This window comes from Trichocoleus sp. DQ-A2 (assembly GCF_039961915.1).
Classification (GTDB): Bacteria; Cyanobacteriota; Cyanobacteriia; order Cyanobacteriales; family FACHB-T130; genus FACHB-T130.
In genome coordinates this window covers 30,439-49,003 of record NZ_JAMPKD010000015.1, presented here as the reverse complement: position 1 = coordinate 49,003, position 18,565 = coordinate 30,439, and the positions used below count along the sequence as shown (strand labels likewise).

The 18,565-nt window shown below is 45.2% G+C and carries 15 protein-coding genes; 5 read left to right on the top strand and 10 right to left on the bottom strand.

Annotated features, from left to right (window positions below):
- Nucleotides 1–241 precede the first annotated feature (241 nt).
- The 6 genes from NC997_RS16350 to NC997_RS16325 form a co-directional block, all read right to left on the bottom strand.
- On the bottom strand, nucleotides 242–3,067 hold the full coding sequence (locus tag NC997_RS16350; protein WP_190526223.1) for a GAF domain-containing protein: 2,826 nt from the start codon (nucleotides 3,065–3,067) through the stop codon (nucleotides 242–244).
- A gap of 465 nt (nucleotides 3,068–3,532) precedes the next feature.
- Nucleotides 3,533–6,154 carry an ATP-binding protein gene (locus NC997_RS16345; protein ID WP_190433401.1) on the bottom strand — a complete coding sequence of 874 codons (2,622 nt, stop codon included), beginning with the start codon at nucleotides 6,152–6,154 and terminating at the stop codon, nucleotides 3,533–3,535.
- 2 nt (nucleotides 6,155–6,156) lie between these two features.
- Nucleotides 6,157–7,158, bottom strand: a complete 1,002-nt coding sequence (locus NC997_RS16340; protein ID WP_190414449.1) for an ABC transporter substrate-binding protein — start codon at nucleotides 7,156–7,158, stop codon at nucleotides 6,157–6,159.
- Nucleotides 7,159–7,192: 34 nt separating this feature from the next.
- A complete protein-coding gene (locus tag NC997_RS16335) occupies nucleotides 7,193–8,194 on the bottom strand; it encodes an ABC transporter substrate-binding protein (RefSeq protein WP_190526221.1) in 1,002 nt (333 codons plus the stop codon).
- Nucleotides 8,195–8,244: 50 nt separating this feature from the next.
- Nucleotides 8,245–9,240, bottom strand: coding sequence for an ABC transporter substrate-binding protein (locus NC997_RS16330; RefSeq protein WP_190414451.1), 996 nt, complete (start codon nucleotides 9,238–9,240; stop codon nucleotides 8,245–8,247).
- Between the two features lie 254 nt (nucleotides 9,241–9,494).
- Nucleotides 9,495–9,740, bottom strand: a complete 246-nt coding sequence (locus tag NC997_RS16325) for a hypothetical protein (RefSeq protein WP_190526219.1) — start codon at nucleotides 9,738–9,740, stop codon at nucleotides 9,495–9,497.
- Nucleotides 9,741–9,776: 36 nt separating this feature from the next.
- Here NC997_RS16325 and NC997_RS16320 point away from each other — a divergent pair, with 36 nt between their 5' ends.
- On the top strand, nucleotides 9,777–9,983 hold the full coding sequence (locus NC997_RS16320; RefSeq protein ID WP_190526217.1) for a glycogen debranching protein: 207 nt from the start codon (nucleotides 9,777–9,779) through the stop codon (nucleotides 9,981–9,983).
- 49 nt (nucleotides 9,984–10,032) lie between these two features.
- Here NC997_RS16320 and NC997_RS16315 read toward each other — a convergent pair whose 3' ends face one another.
- Nucleotides 10,033–10,695, bottom strand: coding sequence for an ImmA/IrrE family metallo-endopeptidase (locus tag NC997_RS16315; RefSeq protein WP_190526216.1), 663 nt, complete (start codon nucleotides 10,693–10,695; stop codon nucleotides 10,033–10,035).
- Nucleotides 10,696–10,697: 2 nt separating this feature from the next.
- The gene (locus NC997_RS16310; RefSeq protein ID WP_190526213.1) at nucleotides 10,698–11,048 is read right to left on the bottom strand and encodes a helix-turn-helix domain-containing protein; all 351 of its coding nucleotides are present in this window, start codon (nucleotides 11,046–11,048) and stop codon (nucleotides 10,698–10,700) included.
- 132 nt (nucleotides 11,049–11,180) lie between these two features.
- On the opposite strand from NC997_RS16310, the gene NC997_RS16305 reads away from it, so the two are divergent.
- Genes NC997_RS16305 through NC997_RS16295 form a run of 3 tightly spaced genes read left to right on the top strand, consistent with a single transcriptional unit; the run spans nucleotide 11,181 to nucleotide 14,840 of the window.
- On the top strand, nucleotides 11,181–11,798 hold the full coding sequence (locus NC997_RS16305; RefSeq protein ID WP_190526211.1) for a methylmalonic aciduria and homocystinuria type D protein: 618 nt from the start codon (nucleotides 11,181–11,183) through the stop codon (nucleotides 11,796–11,798).
- A 4-nt stretch (nucleotides 11,799–11,802) separates the two neighbouring features.
- Nucleotides 11,803–12,624, top strand: coding sequence for a PD-(D/E)XK nuclease family protein (locus tag NC997_RS16300; RefSeq protein WP_190526209.1), 822 nt, complete (start codon nucleotides 11,803–11,805; stop codon nucleotides 12,622–12,624).
- Nucleotides 12,621–14,840 (top strand): Piwi domain-containing protein, encoded by a 2,220-nt coding sequence (locus tag NC997_RS16295; RefSeq protein WP_190526206.1) that lies wholly within the window; start codon nucleotides 12,621–12,623, stop codon nucleotides 14,838–14,840. The genes NC997_RS16300 and NC997_RS16295 overlap by 4 nt, the downstream gene beginning before the upstream one ends.
- A gap of 8 nt (nucleotides 14,841–14,848) precedes the next feature.
- Here NC997_RS16295 and NC997_RS16290 read toward each other — a convergent pair whose 3' ends face one another.
- Entirely contained in the window at nucleotides 14,849–15,937 is a 1,089-nt protein-coding gene (locus NC997_RS16290; RefSeq protein ID WP_190414453.1) for an NAD-binding protein, read from the bottom strand.
- A 101-nt stretch (nucleotides 15,938–16,038) separates the two neighbouring features.
- On the opposite strand from NC997_RS16290, the gene NC997_RS16285 reads away from it, so the two are divergent.
- Nucleotides 16,039–16,716, top strand: coding sequence for a TrkA family potassium uptake protein (locus tag NC997_RS16285; protein WP_190414454.1), 678 nt, complete (start codon nucleotides 16,039–16,041; stop codon nucleotides 16,714–16,716).
- On the opposite strand, the gene NC997_RS16280 is transcribed toward NC997_RS16285, so the two are convergent.
- Nucleotides 16,713–18,356, bottom strand: coding sequence for a sodium:proton antiporter (locus NC997_RS16280; RefSeq protein ID WP_242029114.1), 1,644 nt, complete (start codon nucleotides 18,354–18,356; stop codon nucleotides 16,713–16,715). The two genes, NC997_RS16285 and NC997_RS16280, sit on opposite strands and share 4 nt — an antisense overlap.
- Between the last annotated feature and the right edge of the window lie 209 nt (nucleotides 18,357–18,565).

Here is an 18,565-nt window from a genome sequence, read left to right as displayed (position 1 = left end):
TGATATTAACTTATATTTATATCAATAATTGTTTATTAATTCTAGCTTAATTTTTTCTTAACCGATGCTGAGGATGTCGGGAAAATTCAGATTTTTCACTTGAAAAACCAAACCTCCTTCCCTGCAAGGAAAGGAGGTTTCCGAGTACAAGGCGTTCTATAGCGCTCCTAAATGATTCCTAAAGGCGAGATCCCCGACTTCTTGGAAAAGTCGGAGGTCTGAACCGCTGGCATCTTAAAACTCAAATAGGATTGCTATAGCAGCTTTGTGCTAACTGGCGATTCAGAGGAATTTCTATCCAGAACTCAGTACCCTGACCGGGTTGAGACATACATTTAAAGGAACCGCCGTGTTTTTCTACCACAATCTGGTAGCTAATGGAAAGTCCCAGACCCGTTCCTTTCCCAACCGGCTTGGTGGTGAAAAAGGGATCGAAAACTTGGCACTGCACGCCTGCACTCATGCCAGGGCCATTGTCACGAATCTGAATAACAACGCGGGGGACACCAGCTGGGTTGTCCTGCATCAGAAAAGTACGAATGGTAATCTGACTGGGTAAGTTTTTAATTTCCTCCAGCGATCGCGTTTCATCGCGTTGCTCTAGAGCGTCAATGGCGTTGCCGATCACGTTCATAAAAACTTGATTCATCTGACCGGCGTAGCACTCGATAGGCGGTAAGTCTCCATACTCTTTCACCACGTCGATCTCGGCATGGTCTGGCTTGGCTTTGAGTCGATGTTGCAAGATTAACAGAGTGCTGTCGATGCCCGTGTGGATATCGACAGGTTTCCGCTCAGCCTCATCCAGCCGGGAGAAATTGCGTAAAGACAGAACGATCTGGCGGATGCGATCAGCTCCAACCTTCATTGATGAGAGCATCTGCGGAAGATCCGAAGTCAGGAACTCGATGTCAATCGCCTCTGCTCGATCCACAATTTCAGGATGGGGATTCGGGTAATGGCTTTGGTAGAGTTCCATGAGTTTGAGCATATCTTGGGTATACTCATCAACGTGGCTGATATTGCCGTAGATAAAATTAACCGGATTATTAATTTCGTGAGCGACACCGGCAACCAGTTGACCCAAACTCGACATTTTTTCGGTTTGAATTAGCTGGCTTTGGGTTTTCTGTAACTCTTGGAGGGCACTAGAGAGTTGTTCTGCTTGCTGCTGGGTTTGCGCGAGGAATTCCGCTTGCTGTTGGTAGAGTTCGGCTTGCTGAATCGCGATCGCAGCTTGATCGGCAAGTTGTTGTAGCAGATCGACTTCCTCCGCCTTCCAAACTCTTGGCGCATGACACTCATGGGCAACCAGTAGCCCCCACAGTTGCTCCCCTCTGCGAATCGGGACGACTAAATTGGCTTTCACCTGAATCTGTTCCAAGAATTCGACATGACAAGTTTGCAAAGAAGCTTGATGCACGTCGTTCATTGCCCGAACCCGTCCCCCCTGGTATAAGATTGCGTACTCTAAGGGAAAGCAGTTCTCGTCATATACCTGCCCCAGAATCGATTTCGTTTTGCCAGTGACCTCTTCGACAACCACCTGGCCTTGCCAACGCCGGGTGAACTGGTAAACGATCACTCGATCTGTATCTAACAGGTTTCGGACTTCGCGCACGATGGTTTGCAGGATTGTTTTTAGCTCCAAAGTGCTGCGGATTTGGTCGATGACTTGCTTAAGAACGCTTGCCCACTCCAAAGATTGTTGTAACTTGACTGTACGCTCTTGGACTTGACAATCGAGGTTGGCATTCAGACGCTGCACCTTTTGGTACAGTCCATACTGCTCAATCGCCATTGAGAAGCAATCGCCTAAAGTATCAGCGAGTTCAATCTCTTCCGGAGTCCATTGGCGCGATTGGCCTCTTTTTAGCTGTCGCCAAAGTTCAAAAGATTTCCGGGGATGAACTTGTCGCGCATCCGGGTCAAAATGCCCAGCCCATAAGGTTTCTGTGTCAATTTCATCTCGAAAAATTGTCAAGTATCCGACCAACTGTTGACGGTGTTGGAGGGGTACAATCAGTACGCCCCGAATCAAAGTAGATTGAAATACAGTTTCAATCGATTGTAAATACGTTTGTTTATACAAGTCAGCGATCGCAATGATGCCACTACTACCCCTAGTATTTGCGGTAGCGACAGGGTTTAAATTTGCTCCGCCTTTTAACCATTCTTGCCACAGAGGATGCTGCTCAATTAGAACGGATGAGGCAGGTACTGCTACCACTCCCGGTTCTACGAGCTTCAATTGATCGCCACAGGTGTACACTATCGCTGACAAGCCAGTAGTTTCTGGGGCGATGTACAGTCTGCCGCCAGAACCTTGCAGCGCGCTAACGGTTTCCTCCAGGGCGGATTGCAGCTCAATGGTAGGGAGTGTATGCAGCAGGGTAGCAACACGGTTAAGCGTGACTTCCCGCTGAGCTTTTTCGCGGGTTTGGGTGAGTAAAGTAGATTGAGCGATCGCAATCGACACTTGATCGGCTACCATCTGGACAATTTCCAGTTCCCGTTCTGAGATTACTTGCGGTTGCGAGTAGTGACCGACTAAAAGCCCCCACAAGCGATTGCCATGCAGAATCGGCACCACCAGAGAAGACTGCACGCCCATTGCTTTGAGATATGCCACATGGCAAGGGTCTATAGGGCGATAGTGGATCTTTCTGGTTTCTAGGGATTCTCCGGTTTCTGGAGAATCCATTAGCGATAAACCAATGAGTCCTGACGCAACATTCACAATCGAACGCAGACGCACTTTCTGATAGAGTTCGCGTGCTTGGGGAGGAATGTCATCCGCTGGAAAGTTCAAACCTTTTAAAGACGGAAGGCGATTTTTATAAATAAATTCGGCAATCACTTCTCCACTTTCATCAGCATGAAACCGATAGACCATGACTCGGTCTGCTTCTAGTAACGAACTGACTTCTGCCACCGTTGCGATTAAAATTTCTTGTAATTCCAAGGATTGACGAATCCGGTTAGTGATTCGGTGCAGCAATCCTTCCCGCTCTAATTCTGACTGTAATTCTGGCTTTAAAACTTGCGTATTTTTACTGATGGTCATTTTTTCATCCACTACGCTTATAATATTTGTGCCTTTTTCCGCACTGTATCTATTTTCGGTGTACTGACTAAGTTCAGCCATACGTGAAAATATGGAACTTTTTTTTAAAATTAGTTTCTATACCAATCTGAAATGATTCGTGAAGGTGCGATTCCCGACTTCGAGAAAGAAGTCAGGATCTGAAGGTTTGTCTCACAACTAAAATAGGATTGCTATATATATGTTTTCGAGCAAGTTTGAAATCGGGTTTTAAAATAATGCTGTAGATTTAGGGATTTTTTAGAAAATGAGTTGCTAAAATTCTATCCAGCTAAGGTTTCTAACTTTCTCGCCTCCCTAAACGCATCTTGAGCCTTCTAATTTCTCCTGAACAGCTTAGGGCTGAGGATTATCGAGTTAGGGGTCGTGGTATCGGTCAGGTCTAAAATCCCTCAGTGCGATCGCGCTTGATGAAGATTTGTTAGCTTAAACTCTAATTGGAATCTTGATAGCAAACTCAGCCCCTTGACCGGGTGCTGAAGTACACTCCAACTGTCCCCCATGTTTTTCGGTTACAATTTGGTAGCTAATCGCTAGACCCAGCCCAGTCCCTTTGCCAACGTTTTTCGTTGTGAAGAAAGGATCGAAAAGTCTTGACTGAACCTCAGTTGAAATCCCTGAACCATTGTCAATTATTCGGATTTCTACTTGATTGTTCCCTGCGACTTTGGTGCGAATTAAGATGGTAGCGGGATTGCCTTTAATTTCTTCGATCGAGCGTTTATGATTAAACTCATCGAGAGAATCAATTGCATTTGTAAGTAAATTCATAAACACTTGATTCAGTTGTCCGGCATAGCATTCTACTAAAGGTAAGTTGCCATACTCTTTAATCACCTGAATCTCCGGATGTCCCGGCTTATCTTTTAATTGATTCTGTAAAATTACTAGCGTATTCTCAAGACCCTCATGAATGTCAACGGCTTTCATCTCCGCTTCATCTAAACGGGAGAAGTTTCTTAGAGATAGAACAATTTGACGAATCCGTTCGGCTCCAAACTTCATGGAAGATAGAATTTTCTGAAAATCAAGGAGCAGGAAGTCGAGTTCGACTTCTTCGATATAGTCTTGAATTTCCGGGGTGGGATTGGGGTAGCATTGTTGGTACAACTTTAAGAGTTTGAGCAAATCTTCCAGATATTCATTGGCAGGAGTGATGTTGCCATAAATGAAGTTGACTGGATTGTTAATTTCATGTGCAACTCCAGCCACCAGTTGACCCAAACTAGACATTTTTTCAGTTTGAATTAATTGAGTTTGAGTTTGTCTCAATTCAGATAGAGTTTGTTGTAACTCTTGAGCTTTGTCTCGGTATTGGGTTTCAGCCTTTTGAATTTCTTCAAACAAGCGGGCATTTTCTAAAGCCGTGGCGATTTGTCCGGCGAGGGTGTTGAACGTCTCTAGATCCGTTTGACTGAAGCGATCGCTTTCCTTGTCTTGAATGTCCAGCACTCCTAGTAGCGCCCCACGGGCGACTAAGGGCACCACTGCGGAAGAACCCATTTGGATGGGTTTCAAGTCTCCTGCTAGCCCTGCACTGTCCTGTTTATCCACCCAGATCGTTTGCTGCTTTCGGGCAGCAAGGGCGACTAAGCTGCGATCGTCAAGAGACAGACAGGCGCTTTCATCATGCCCAAGCATACCCTGATTGCCAGAATCAGCCCGCCGGATGAGTTGATTCGTGGTTTGATCTAACAGATAAATTTGCACGTAGTGCAAGCCGAAGCGATTCTGCATTAGGGCGATCGCTTCGCGCAACAGCTTTTCCGGGTCTATAATCGCTTTCGACAGCTCGCTGACGGCAACCGTAACGTGCTGACTAACTTCCAGTTCGCGGGTACGCTCTTCTAGGCCTTGAAGCAATTTACCGACTTGTTCTGCCATCCCATTGAAACTCAACGCTAGCACCCCAATTTCATCCTTTGATTGGATAGAAGTACGAGCATTGAGGTTGCCAGCAGTGAATTGAGTCACTGTTCCAGCGAGATTAATCAGTGGCTTAGCCAGTAGTTCTCCGATCGTAATCGCCGCGATAATGACTACACCTGCAATAATCGCAGCCAGTAACAGCGTGTCGCGGGCTTGGGCTTCGATAGGCGCTAGAAATACCGCTTTCGGTTGGACAAAAACCACAAACCACGGTCGCGTCTTTAGCTTGGTAACTGCTGCTGCGTTCGGCTCGTTGTTTGTAGAGGATAAGGCGGTTGTAAAGTAAGGGGATGTTGCAGCGTTATCTAGACCTTGCTCAAAATCAGGCAAATTTGTCGAAAAGTCTGCCGTTTTCCCCTTGGGCAACCGTCCTTCTGCTTGCAGAGCCTTCACTTTAGCCGGTGGGAGCGGTGTAACCGATTTAAAATTTAACTCAGGTGAGTTCCCGTGAGCTAAACGAATATGGTTTTCGTCTAGCAAAATCGCAAAGGAAGCGCTTCCTCTCACTAGGTCGGTATTTTGACTAACCAATCGCTGGACAGCAGCAGCGTTATAACGGATACGTAAGACACCGATAGTATTTCCCGACGCATTTCGTACCGGACTACTGAAGTACAAACCGATCTCATTAGTACTTGGAGAAAACACGATGGGCGAGACATAGGGTAAGCCAGTTTTAAACGGTCGCTGAAAGTAATTCTGGTCAGATTTATCTGTACCGATATCTGGTGTATAGGTATCAATTACATCTCGCCCCTGACTATCGAGCAGCGCGTAGGACGAGATATTCAAAGTATCTTTACGGCTGAGCGAACGTAAAGCGCCCTCGACTTCTGAAGCGATACTTTGTCTCTGGTTAGCAGGTAAACTTAAGTACTTGGCGAAGACTGGCAACTGAGCTTCAACTCGGACAGCATCCAGATTCGAGTTTATAAAAGCATCTATACTCAGGGCAGTTTGAGAAGCAGATGTTAAGAGGGTTTGGTTAGCATTGTTCGTCAGCGTCTTTTGTGTGGCTCGCTGATTCAAGAAGGCTAGTAATGCTAAGGGGAGGAGTGCCACACCCAAGAAAGAAAAAATCAGCTTAGTGCGTAGGGTATAAAGTTGGAGCTGTTTCACAGTCAATTTACCTTTTGTAACTGCTGCACAAAGGACGGATCGATTAGTTTTTGAATATCCGGCGCAGCGCTTAGCCCTCCGGTACGAGTATAAAAGTCGGCGTACAATTTGGCTGTATGATACAGCGACTCTGTTGTTGAACCTGGAGTAAATGCCTTTAAGTTGTCTTGCAAATTAGACAACTGGATGCCATCTGTTGAAATAATTTCAGGTTTGATATTGAGGGTTTTGGCAATTATTGCTTTGCTTTCTTCTGGATTCGCTTTCCAGTAGTCTTGGGCTTGGAACCAAGCGCGAATAAATGCCTTTATATCTTGAGGGCGATCGCGTAGCACATTGCTGTGAAACACGATGACATCTGGAATTAACCCAGGAGTCTGCTTACTGGTGAATAGCACTTTAGCCCCAGATTTGACTGCTTGAGACAAATGGGGTCCCCAGGTTTGTCCTGCTTGAATTTCACCACTTTTTAAGAAAGCTGGAATTGCTTCCGCTTCTATATTGACTAAGCTGACATCTTGAGTAGAAAGACCTTTCGTTTCTAGTATCTTAGTGACAAACAGTTCTCCAAAATCATTTAACTTAGTGCCGATCCGCTTACCCTTCAAATCAGCCACGCTTTTTATATGGCGCTGAGCTACCATTGCGTCAGCACCCGCTGATTGATCGGTGACTAAAACAATTTTTGCATCTGGGTTTTGCCCAAGCCTACTCATAACGCTACCTAATGGCAGCGCAACCCCATCATTTTTATTAGCACTGAAGTTAGACAGGGGTAGGAGATAGTTTTCTGAAAAAATGGGTTCGACTTTAACACCCTGCGCTTGGAAGAATCCTTTTTCTTGGGCGATCGCCATCGGAAACTGTCCAGCCCAAAGATTATAGCTGACCCTAAGAGGCAAAGACTGTGGGCTGGAAGTTACGGTTGTCGTGCCATTGCAGGCGGTGATTAGCACAATGCTGAGTAATACAAGAGATACAAAGCGTAGCAATCGAGATTTCATGCTAAAACCTGTTGATGTGTGTGACTGAAAACGGTCAACTTCCTGGCTGCAACTGCTGTACGAAAGACGGATCGATCAGTTTTTGAATATCTGGCGCAGCGGTTAATCCTCCAGTGCGAATCGAGAAATCGGCGTACAATTTGGCGGTATGGTACAACGACTCTTCTGTGGAACCTGGAGTAAACGCTTTTAAGTTTTCTTTTAAGGTGGACAGCTGAATGTTATCGGTTGAAACGCTCTCCGGTTTAATCTTCAGCCGCTTAGCAATCAGTGATTTGCTTGCTTCTGGGTTGGCTTTCCAGTAATCTTGGGCTTGGAACCAAGCTCGGACAAATGCTTTTATCTGTCCAGGGCGATCGCGTATTACATTGCTGCGAAACAAGATGACATTCGGAATCAACCTAGGTGTTTGCTTACTGGTAAATAGTACCTGCGCTCCGGCTTTCACTGCCTCTAATGTGTAGGGATACCAAGTTTGTCCGGCTTGAATATCACCGCTTTTTATGTGTGCTGGAATTGCTTCCCCTTCTATATCGACTAGCGTCACGTCATCGGTAGTAAGACCATTGCTCTCCAGCATCTTGACAACAAACAATTCTCCGTAGTCGCCTAACTTCACGCCGAGTCGCTTGCCCTTCAAGTCAGCTACACTTTTAATATCGCGTTGCACCACTACGGTATCAGCACCAGCCGATTGATCGGTTTCCAAGACAATGTGGATATCTGGGTTTTTCCCAATGATGCTCATCACACCACCCAATGTTACGATGATGCCATCATATTTACCTGCACTAAAATCAGAAACAACTCCTAAATAGTTTTCTGAATACACAGGTTCAACTTCCACCCCCTGTTCTGCGAAAAATCCTTGTTCTGAAGCAATCTCCATTGGGAAATATCCAGGCCACAGATTGTAGGCAATTCGCAGTGGTGGAAGCTCAGGTTTAGAGGTTATAAAGGTTCTGCCATTGCAGGCTGTAACCAGGAAAAGGCTGAGCAAAAAAAGAGACGCAAAGCGGAGAAATCGAGATTTCATCTTGAAAAACTGTTGATGTTTAACTGCATGGAATAACGCTTTTTTTCTCGTTAATTTCCTGCCTGCGACATCTGCACAAAAGAAGGATTAATCATTTTTTGAATATCTGGCGCGGTGCTTAATCCTCCGGTGCGAATATAGAAGTCGGCGTACAATTTGGCGGTATGGTACAACGACTCGGTTGTAGAACCAGGAGTAAATGCTTTTAAGTTGTCTTTTAAGGTGTACAACTTGACACCCTCAGTGGAAATTTCTTCAGGTTTGATGGAGAGCGTTTTCGCAATCAGTGCTTTACTTTCTTCGGGATTTGCCTGCCAGTAATCTTGTGCTTGAAACCAGGCGCGAATAAATGCTTGAATGTCTTTTGGGCGATCGCGTACTACTGAGGAGCGAAACACGATTACACTCGAAATTAAGCCGGGTGTGTCCTTACTGGTGAATAATACTCGCCCTCCAGATTTGGTTACTTCAGATAAGTACGGTTCCCAAGTATGTCCCGCTTGAATATCCCCGCTCTTAAAACGTGCTGGAACCGCTTCTCCTTCTACGTTGACTAGGGTCAAATTATCGCTAGTCAAACCATGTTTCTGGAGCATTTCGCTGACAAATAATTCTCCATCACCTAACCTGACTCCGAGGCGCTTGCCTTTCAAGTCAGCGACACTTTTAACCTCTGGGCGAACTACTATTGAGTCAGAACCAGCCGATTCATCAGTTGCCATCGCAATCTGTAAATCCGGGTTTTTCTCAATGATGCTCATCAAGCTACTTACTGTGATGGCAACTCCATCATATTGTCCAGCACTGAATTCAGACACCGATTCTAGAAAGTTTTGGACATAGACGGGTTTGACTTTGACCCCTTGAGCCGTGAAGAATTCTTTTTCTTGAGCGATCGCGATCGGGAACAACCCAGGCCACAAATTGTAGCCGACGGTAAGGGGCTGAGTCTCTTTTTGGGAAGTCACCGTCGTGCTATTGCAGGCTGCGATCAGCACAATACTGAGCAAAAAAAGAGACACGAAGCGGAAAAGTCGAGATTTCATAGAAACTATTTTTTTGACTTAACTGGGGTTATGCTGCCTTTTATCGCTGAACCGATCGACAGCTTTACGAAAGTTCGGTCTCAACTCTAGTGCTTCTATTGGCTCAAAGCCTTGTCATCCCTTAGTTTTAGCTCTCGCTAACTCAAGAATTAAGCGATCGCCGACAAGGATGACCTGCAATGATTAGAGTTTGCATCAGTACCCTTCTTAGAATTCCCGATTTTCTCCGGGTTTTCACCATCTGTTCTATATCTTTAGTGGAGGGTGTGGGGATCGAAGCGGGTCGATTCCTTAGCGCTAGAGAGCCAACAAATGTAAAACACCTTGGCGTTGCCATTGGATTTGAAGGATGTGACAATGCAACTTGGTATAAGTATTAAATCAGCACCAATCAACAGATTGCTCTTTCCCAGCGCGAACTGACAAGTCAGCGCTAGGCTAACGCCTCGCTTCGGTAACGCGATCGCAGCCCAGAGGTAAGCGTTTTTGTCGAGTTGCAAGCAGTCTATGCATTTAAAATTCAGGGAGAATGCCCTATGACGATTTGGGTAAACGAACAGATCGATCCGTCTGGGATGATCCATGCCTGTATTGCCTGTTGTGATGAAGCGCAGGCAAAAGATTGTCATGAGTCCTACCAGCAAAATTTAACCGATTTCCAAAAGGAGTCCGGTTGGATCGCCAGATTGCGAACGGTTGATTCTTGGGATGAGGTGCCAGTGAATTCCCTGAAGCTGGATTAATTAAAGCGATCGCTGGGTAAAAAAACCGATTGGGTGGGGCGATCGCTCCCTACCCAATCGCCCGTTTATTCCTACTTGGCGCAGCCTCACCCAGATAAATTGTCTTAGAAGGCTCAGGAATATGAATCCAGCTAATATCTTTTAACCGATGTTTCAGATTGCGTTTTGTTACTCCAAGTTCATGTGCCATTGCATCAAGGTGAGATTCCCTAGTTAAATCACGTCCCTTTTGGACTTCTCCCAAGATATGCCGAGGCATTAGTAAGCAACTAGCAAAATACTGAGCTTGCCACTCAATTTTTTCGAGTTGACCGCTAACACTACGACATAAGAAAGGCTGCATATCTATCTCAATACCCTGCTCTAGCCTTTCTACAAATTTATCAACTGTATTTTTATCAATATGAAGTAATAAATGTCCAATTTCATGAGCAATTGTTGATTGCCCAAAGCCTCCCCGTAGCCCTGGAATATCTTCCTTAATCACAATTTGACGCTCTACGGGCAGAATCATAGCTGCTATTGATCCTTTCTCGTCAGGGGGTATTTTATCCCAGAACACACCTATATCGAGAAAGTCCGCTACACGAGTAGCATCAAAAGGCCATGTAGGAGTGTACTTAGGATTTTGTTGCATCTGGCTAAGCAGGTGATTAGCTAGATGCTCAATTTCTTCTTTCTTAATGTAGCGATAGGGCTTGATTATACTCAACCTTACTTCTCTCCATTTTCTGGTTGTGTAGCTTCTCGAAAGACTTTGTTGGCAAAATCAGGATTTTCCTGCATTCGACGGAACAAAGCAGGCATTGCTTGATAATTTTTCTTGAGAAAATCCTCGTCGCGCTGAGGGATACGACCCGCAAGGAAAATCAACTCCTCTTCGTCCAAATCTAGATTACGTGCCAGCGACCGAATGACATCCTCTTTGGGGGCATAGTCTGCGCGATCATTTTCTAATTTAGACAGGTAGGTGAAATCTAGCTCTATTAGCTTCGCTAGGTCACGCTGACTGTATCCCTTATCCTTACGGGCTTGACGGATAAGCTGACCAAAACTCTGAGCCACGTCTTTTTCCCTTACTTACTAACGAATCTTACTAAGGATTGGCGAAAAAATCAACTTTTGTTGACGAAAAAAACAACACGCTGCTACTATGTATGTGGTTGAATAAAAAAACAACTTTTTAAAACGCTATATATGGTCTACGCTAGAAAAAAAGCTGAATATAAAGCACATAATTTGGAGCCGCAGAACACTGGTCAGCAAGGCAGTATCATCCATCAAGTCACGCAGACGGGACAGGGAGTTCAGATTTCCACTCATCAGCCCAGTCCGTTCATGGTTCAAAACTTGGAGCGAGTTATCCCAGATTGGAATTTGCCTGTTTTGTGGGTTGTGGTTGTCTTGCAGCAATCTCGATACTATTTGGCGGAAAGCACAGATCATGTCGAGAGGGAAAAAGAGCGGCTTCGGGAGAAGTTCATGCGCTTTGGCTTTGATGTGGCATTTGATCTACGCGATCGCGGATTGTTGACAGACTTGATTGACCCCCGCACTGGCTATCCGTTGCTTTCACGCATAGGTGAAATCCCCCACGATGACACAGCTGCGGTGAAAGCTCTGTTGGACTTTCCAGTAATTCACAACAACTGTCGTGTACTAGAGCATCCCAAGTGGGGGACGGCAGTTTATCCGAGTATCTTGATGTCTTCTGCTTCCCCAAAAACTATCAAATCTGTCCTAAAAAAAGTAGCGGCTCAGCATGGTTGGAAGCAGCCAAAAACAGATTTGCAGTTATCTAGTTTGGGAGTTTAAACCAATGGGAACACCTTGGCGACCGTATGTGAGTTTTAACATTTGGTCACAGTTCGCCCCATCTGTGGGGCAAGAACACTGGCACTGTGACATGAAGCGAGGTTTTGCCAGAGCGCGAAAGAAAGAACCACTGGTGAAAGCACTTTTGGAGCAAGACACTACACCTCAGCATATTGGTTTGCTGGCACAGAAGGCGGTTTACGAGTTTCATCAGGATATAGAGCTGTTACAACCATCTAATGGTGTGGAGCGAATGGCAGAGATTCTGCAATTAAGCAAAGAGCCATCTGAAGTTCAGCAGCGAGTTATTCAAATTCTGCAAAACTACTACAAAAATCCTATTCTGGCTGGGAAAAATATCATCAAACTTAGCCGAGGAGATGAGGGTATTCCAGAACCAATTCTTATTCGTAATGGCAACTATTTTTTCAACTTATTTGCGGCTATTGACTGCATCTTTGTTGATTTAGACGGTAAGCTACACATTTTAGATTTCAAAACAGGCAAATCTGATTTTGACAGACGACAAGCATTTGTTTACCTTTTGGCAGCTACCTATCTCTACCCTCAACAAAAAGCTGTTGCTTCATTCTATAACTTGGAAACTAACAAGTGGTCTGACCGTATTACTGCCACAGATGCCCAGCTCAATGCAATTCAGATTGAGTTGGTACGCATAGCTGAACAACATCAGAAAGAGTTACGCCGTTACAAGGAAAACCCTTCTAACTTTGCCCAAATCTTTCCAGCCAATCCTGGCTTTAATTGTCGTAACTGCCAATTCAACTCAATTTGTAAATTTTCTGTTTCTGAGGTTTCTGCATGACTAATACTATTGCATCTACCCACAGTTACACATCTTTTAGTGAAGTTTTTCCGCTAAAAACCTCACAACTCAAGTTAATGTGTTTTCGATTGACTCCTGAAGTAGAGCGTAAGGATGGCAACCGCTTAAGCTACCATTTTAGTCGAAAGCTACCTGATACTGTTGTTATCTGGCAAAAGCCTTATTTTTGGGTTTTGGCGGTATCTAATAGACAACTACCAAGCCAAGATGAGTTGCGGGATGCGCTGAAAAATATTCAAGATGAAGTAGATGATTTTAGCGATCGCTTCTTGTCGTTTCAATGGGTACGTCAGCCACAGCTAACGCCCTCGATTCTTTCCCAGTTAGCTGTTCAGGTGTTGAATAAAACTAAATTTGACTATTTAGTTGCTTTGTCTGATAACGGAGTTGAAGTCAGGAGAGAGCCGGATTTTTGGGCAGAAACTATCGAATTGCAAGGTGAGTTACAGCCTGCGCTTGGTTTAACAGTTTGCAGCCGTATTGTCTTTCGGGAAAATTTGGCAGATTTCTACGAAAATCATCCCTATCGGCAAAACCCTGAACAACTTTTAATCGGTTTGAAAGTTCAAGAGATTGAACGGGGCGGTAAAGCCACAATTATCGGCCTTGTCGGAACTATGGAAGAACACAGAGAAGAACTGCTTGAGAAAGCGACTGGTTCAACCAGTAAGCAAGCACTACGTGAAGCCCCAAACAATCAACCTGTTGTGGCTGTAAAATTTGGTAAAAATCCAAAGCAGTTTCACTATGCTATGGCGGCTTTACGTCCATGCGTTACCTCTGAAACGGCTGACCAATTTGAGGTGGATTATGGGGATCTACTCAAAGCAACTAAAATTACACATAAAGATAGAACACAACTTGTGGCTTCCTATAAGCAAATAGCGAGTAGTGCTTTAGCAGCTTATGGATTTCAACTAGAACGTGGTGTTAATAGCAGTCAGCATCCAAATTTATTCTGGAAACCTGAAGTTCCGCTAGAACAAATTACTCTAATTTTTGGTAATGGCGTTACTGGTAAAAGAGGAGAAATTCTTAAAGGACTATTAAGAGGTGGTGTTTATCACCGTCACAATGATTATCAAGATAAATCAAAAACAATTTATATTGCAGCACTCAAGCTTGGCGATTTAAAGGTAGATCGGTTTCTGGAGCAGGTTAAGCAACGTCTGAAAAGCTATGGATTTAAAAGTGAAGTGATTACCAGGAAAGGTTTGTCAGTCAATAACTTGAGTGTAGCTGATGCAAGAGCAGCAGTTGAGAAAGCTGTTAATGAATTAATTGATATACCACATGATATTGTTTTGACATTTTTACCCCAGAGCGATCGCGCTTCAGATTACAAAGATGAGGGAAGTTTTTATTTTCAAATCTACTCGCAGCTGCTCCGCCGTCAGATTGCCAGTCAAATAATTTATGACGATACTTTGAGTAATTCTAATAACTATCAGTATGTCTTAAATCAGGTGATTCCAGGTATTCTGGCAAAGTTAGGTAATTTACCCTTTATTTTGGCTGAACCTTTAGAGGTTGCTGATTATTTCATTGGTTTAGATATTTCTAGAAGTATCAAAAAAAAGCCAACGCAATCAGGGACGATGAATGCTTGTGCGAGTGTGCGTTTGTATGGTAAACGAGGGGAATTTATTCGCTACCAACTGGAAGATGATCTAGTTGAAGGTGAAGAAATACCGCCCCGCCTGCTAGAGCGATTGTTACCAGCAGCTAAATTAAAAAATAAAACTGTCCTAATTTACCGCGATGGCTCCTTTGTTGGCAAAGAAGTCGATTATTTAGTAAAACGTGCTGAAGCAATTGGCTCTAATTTTATCTTGGTAGAGTGTAAAAAATCTGGTGTTCCTCGACTTTACAATATCAATCAGAAAGAGGTGATGGCACCATCACAAGGTTTAGCACTTCGCTTATCGCATCGGGAAGCAATTCTGGTAACAACTAAAGTTTCAGAGAAAGTCGGTTTGGCTCGTCCCCTACGTTTGACAGTTCATCAAGAAGGACACCAAGCCTCAATTGAACAGATTGTGGAAACTACTTTAAAACTGACACTCCTGCATCATGGAGCGTTAAAAGAGCCTCGCTTGCCTATGCCGCTGTACGGATCTGACCGCATGGCTTATCTGCGTTTACAAGGTATTCGTCCTAGTGTGATGGAAGGCGATCGCCAATTCTGGCTATAAGCATTTTATTAGGTATGCTTGGGCGGACGCAGCTTCCCAGAACTAATGGGAATGAGGATTTGGCTGAGGATTCGCAGTTGTTCTGCTGTACCCATGCAAATGAGCAAATCTCCCGCCAGTAATTGAGTTTCTCCCGTGGGACCCCCGATGAGGGTGCCATCGGCGCGACGAATGGCGAGAACTAAAGCGCCCGATTGCGATCGCAACCGGGCTTCTCTTAGGCTTTGTCTCACAACGGGACAACTTTGAGGATCGATCAGGAACTCTTCCATATAAAAAGCTCGATCGGTTCCCGTGAGGATACCATCCACAAAGTCCATCACCTGGGGTCTAAGCGCTGCTGCTGCCATGCGCCTGCCGCCAGTAATATAGGGGGAAACCACGGCATCAGCACCGGCGCGTTGCATTTTTTGCACCGCTTCTTCTGTACTTGCCCGCGCGATCGCTCGAATGTTTGGATTGAGCGTTTTCGCCGAAATCACCGTATAGAGATTTTCTGCATCCGAAGGCAGCGCCGCCACCAGACAAATCGCCCGTTCAATCGCTACCCTGTGAAGCGTGTCATCCAGCGTCGCATCGCCTTGCACCGCGATATAACCCAACTGTAGCGCCTCCTCTACCGGCTCCATCTGAGAGTCTATGGTCACAAACGCAATGCCTTCCGCCTTAAACTCTTTAGCAATCTGACGCCCGGTGCGTCCAAAGCCACAAAGGATATAGTGTTCATTTAAAGAATCTACCAAACGCCGCCGCTGCCTCAGTCGTCCTCCCTCTTGAAAGTAGCCTTGAATCAGGGCTTCTGTAAACCGATTGACGATGTAACCGATGCTGACCACACCTGTTAAAATCAGGGCGATCGTAAACAAGCGACCGCGATTACCCAGCGGATTAGTTTCTCCATACCCCACAGTTGCTAGCGTGATCACAGTCATATAGGCGGCATCTGACCACGACCAACCCTCCACCAGCTTGTACCATAAAGTGCCGAGCAGGGCGACACCAAAGAGTGCGATCGCACCGCCAATCAACTCTTGACGAAGGCGTTCATATTTTTGCTCAAGTGCTGTCCGATCGTTGCTTACACTGCCTGTAGTCACCTAAGTCAATTTTAGAAAAAAATGTGGAGGATACCCTCGCAGGATAACCGCTCTCGACTTGTAAAGTGAAGCACAGAGTCAATATTCTTAGAGAGACAGCTATGTTTGTACTCATTGGTGGAGCCGGGCTTGTTGGGTTGGATTTAGCGCAACGGCTGGTAGACCTGGGGCATACCGTCGCCGTAATTGATATCGATCCAAGTGCTTGCCGGTATGTCCGCGAACAAGTCGGCGCAATGGCATTTGAAGGCAGTGCTGTCAGTACCGAGGTGCTGCTAGAAGCCGGGATTCACAAAGCTGATGCCGTCGCAGCCGTTCTCCGTCATGATGCCTTAAATCTAGCAATGGTCACGCTTGCTAAACACTACGGCGTTTCCCATATTGTGAGTCGAGTGCGCCACCGGGATTTTGCCGAACCCCTACGCATTGTTGGGGCTTCTCATATCATCAGTACTGTTGATTTGGGAGTTTCTACAATGGTGAATGCGATTGAGTATCCGCAAGTAGAATCAATGATGCATTTTGAGCAGGGTCAAATTGAAGTTTTAAAACTCTCGATTCCCCAAAAGTGCTATGTTGTCGGTCTTACCGTTGCTGAAATCGCTCAAGAACCCCAATTTCCTACAGGCTCTTTAATTATTGGTTATCAATCCCATCCCCACATGGATTTAGAAATTCCCAACGGAAGTACAGTATTAGAGCCAGGAGCGACGATATTAATGGTGACGAAGCCAGGGTCATTACATCAAGCCATTGATTTTATTAATGGTTGTGCCTAATCATCTTCTAGTTTCATCAGTTGTTCATCAATTGTTTTTATTCGCCCTTGCACAATTTCCTCAGAGAGAATTCGCTGCCGGATCGCCTCATTTAGCGCCCCTTTTTCTGCCAAGAGTAATCGTCGTCGAATGGCGTCAAGTTTTGAGCGATCGCCTTCAACTAATTGTCCCGGACGACGATTATAAAGATTCCGCAGCGCTTTTTCTGCCCCGGCAACTTGCACCTGATAAACGGCTCGCATTTCTTCATAAACACTTTTTGGCAAAACCCCTTTTTTCAATAGACTATCCAATTCATCTTGAGCTGCCTTAGAAGCAATTAACTGAGCCTGCAATTCCTCAATTTGTTGGCGAGAATCTGAGAAGCGAGAGAGTTGCAACCGGCGTACAAACCAAGGTAAACTTACGCCCTGCCCTACGAGAGATAACAACACCGCACCAAACACTAAAGCAATCAACTGCTCTCGCCCCGGTAGTGTTGTAGGTAAGCTAAGGGCAAGAGCCATTGAAAGAGAGCCTTTGATATTACCTAAAAACAGGACGTGCTGCCAGCGCAATGGAATCGGACGGTCAAACCAACGCACTCCAGCCAACAGCGGATAGACAGTGAGGACTCGCGCAATTTGGTAAGCCAAAACGGCAAGCAGAACCGCTGGCAAAGTCCTCCAGAACGTCACCGGGTTTATTTCTACACCAATCAGCAGAAAAATAAAGGTATTGACTGCAAAACTGGCATAGTCCCAAAAACTTAACAACGCGATCCGATCGGAAGCAGACGTGCTGCGAGAAAGCCCAACGTTCCCGAAAATTAATCCAGCTACAACCACAGCCACAGCACCGGATACCCCTAAAGATTGCCCGATTTGAAAGGTTCCTAATGCAACTGCAACGGTTAGCAAGAGACTGCTAAGGGGATCGTGTAAACGAAGAAATACAGGGATGCTTAAATAGCCCAAGACTAAGCCAACGAGACTGCCTCCCACGGCAACAAATAATAGTTGTTGGATTCCTTCTAATACTGTGAGCGAACCTGTCGAATACACTGTCAGAATCAGGTTAAATGAAACTAGGGCGGCAGCATCGTTGAAGAGGGTTTCTCCTTCAACGATCGTGGAAAGCCGGGAGGGTACAGGTATCTCCTTAAAAACGGCAATCATGGAAACCGTATCAGTGTTTGCGAGAATAACTCCAATTAGTAGTGCGGGTATCCAATCTAGCCCTAGCCCAAATTTCAACAGAACGGCAATAATCGCCGAGGAAAGTATCGCCCCTGGACCCGCTAAAAGGGCAATTGGTTTAAACGTGCTTCGGAGACGGCTAACATCTGTATTGATGCCAGCTTCAAAGATGAGAATTGGCAGGAAAAGATTCAATACTAAGGAAGGATCGAGTCCAATCCGGCGAGAAAATAGTTCCGTGATTGGTAAACCTGCCAACACTAAACCCGTGACATAGGGAACGCGAAGCCGCTGTGTCACCAGGGCAACAACTGTGGCAATTAGCAGGAGAATAATCAGAATTGGGACTAATTCTGCAATGTTTGCTTGAGGCTGCTGGTTTGTTTGGTTAAGATTAGCGAGAACAAACGGCTGCGGAAAGCACCAGACGGGGAGTTTTGCTAAGGATAAAAGATGCATCATCTGATTTAGCTGATTGGGACAAACAAAAATGAGGAGCGATCGCAACTTAAACTTTCCCAAAATCATCCTGTCAGACGAGCCGATTGGATCAAGTGCAATGCTCGCGGTCAATCTTAGACTCAACCTGGAGTCGCGTGGACGATGTTAACCGCCTCAGCTAACCTTTCGCAAGTAAGCCTGTTTCTGTTTTCTCAGGGTTTATAGTTCCC

Bases quoted from the DNA above. Each gene is read 5' to 3' on its own strand.
- NC997_RS16350 (WP_190526223.1), bottom strand. From the start codon at position 3,067: ATGACCATCAGTAAAAATACGCAAGTTTTAAAGCCAGAATTACAGTCA.
- NC997_RS16340 (WP_190414449.1), bottom strand. From the start codon at position 7,158: ATGAAATCTCGATTGCTACGCTTTGTATCTCTTGTATTACTCAGCATT.
- NC997_RS16335 (WP_190526221.1), bottom strand. From the start codon at position 8,194: ATGAAATCTCGATTTCTCCGCTTTGCGTCTCTTTTTTTGCTCAGCCTT.
- NC997_RS16330 (WP_190414451.1), bottom strand. From the start codon at position 9,240: ATGAAATCTCGACTTTTCCGCTTCGTGTCTCTTTTTTTGCTCAGTATT.
- NC997_RS16320 (WP_190526217.1), top strand. From the start codon at position 9,777: ATGACGATTTGGGTAAACGAACAGATCGATCCGTCTGGGATGATCCAT.
- NC997_RS16305 (WP_190526211.1), top strand. From the start codon at position 11,181: ATGGTCTACGCTAGAAAAAAAGCTGAATATAAAGCACATAATTTGGAG.
- NC997_RS16300 (WP_190526209.1), top strand. From the start codon at position 11,803: ATGGGAACACCTTGGCGACCGTATGTGAGTTTTAACATTTGGTCACAG.
- NC997_RS16295 (WP_190526206.1), top strand. From the start codon at position 12,621: ATGACTAATACTATTGCATCTACCCACAGTTACACATCTTTTAGTGAA.
- NC997_RS16285 (WP_190414454.1), top strand. From the start codon at position 16,039: ATGTTTGTACTCATTGGTGGAGCCGGGCTTGTTGGGTTGGATTTAGCG.
- NC997_RS16280 (WP_242029114.1), bottom strand. From the start codon at position 18,356: ATGATGCATCTTTTATCCTTAGCAAAACTCCCCGTCTGGTGCTTTCCG.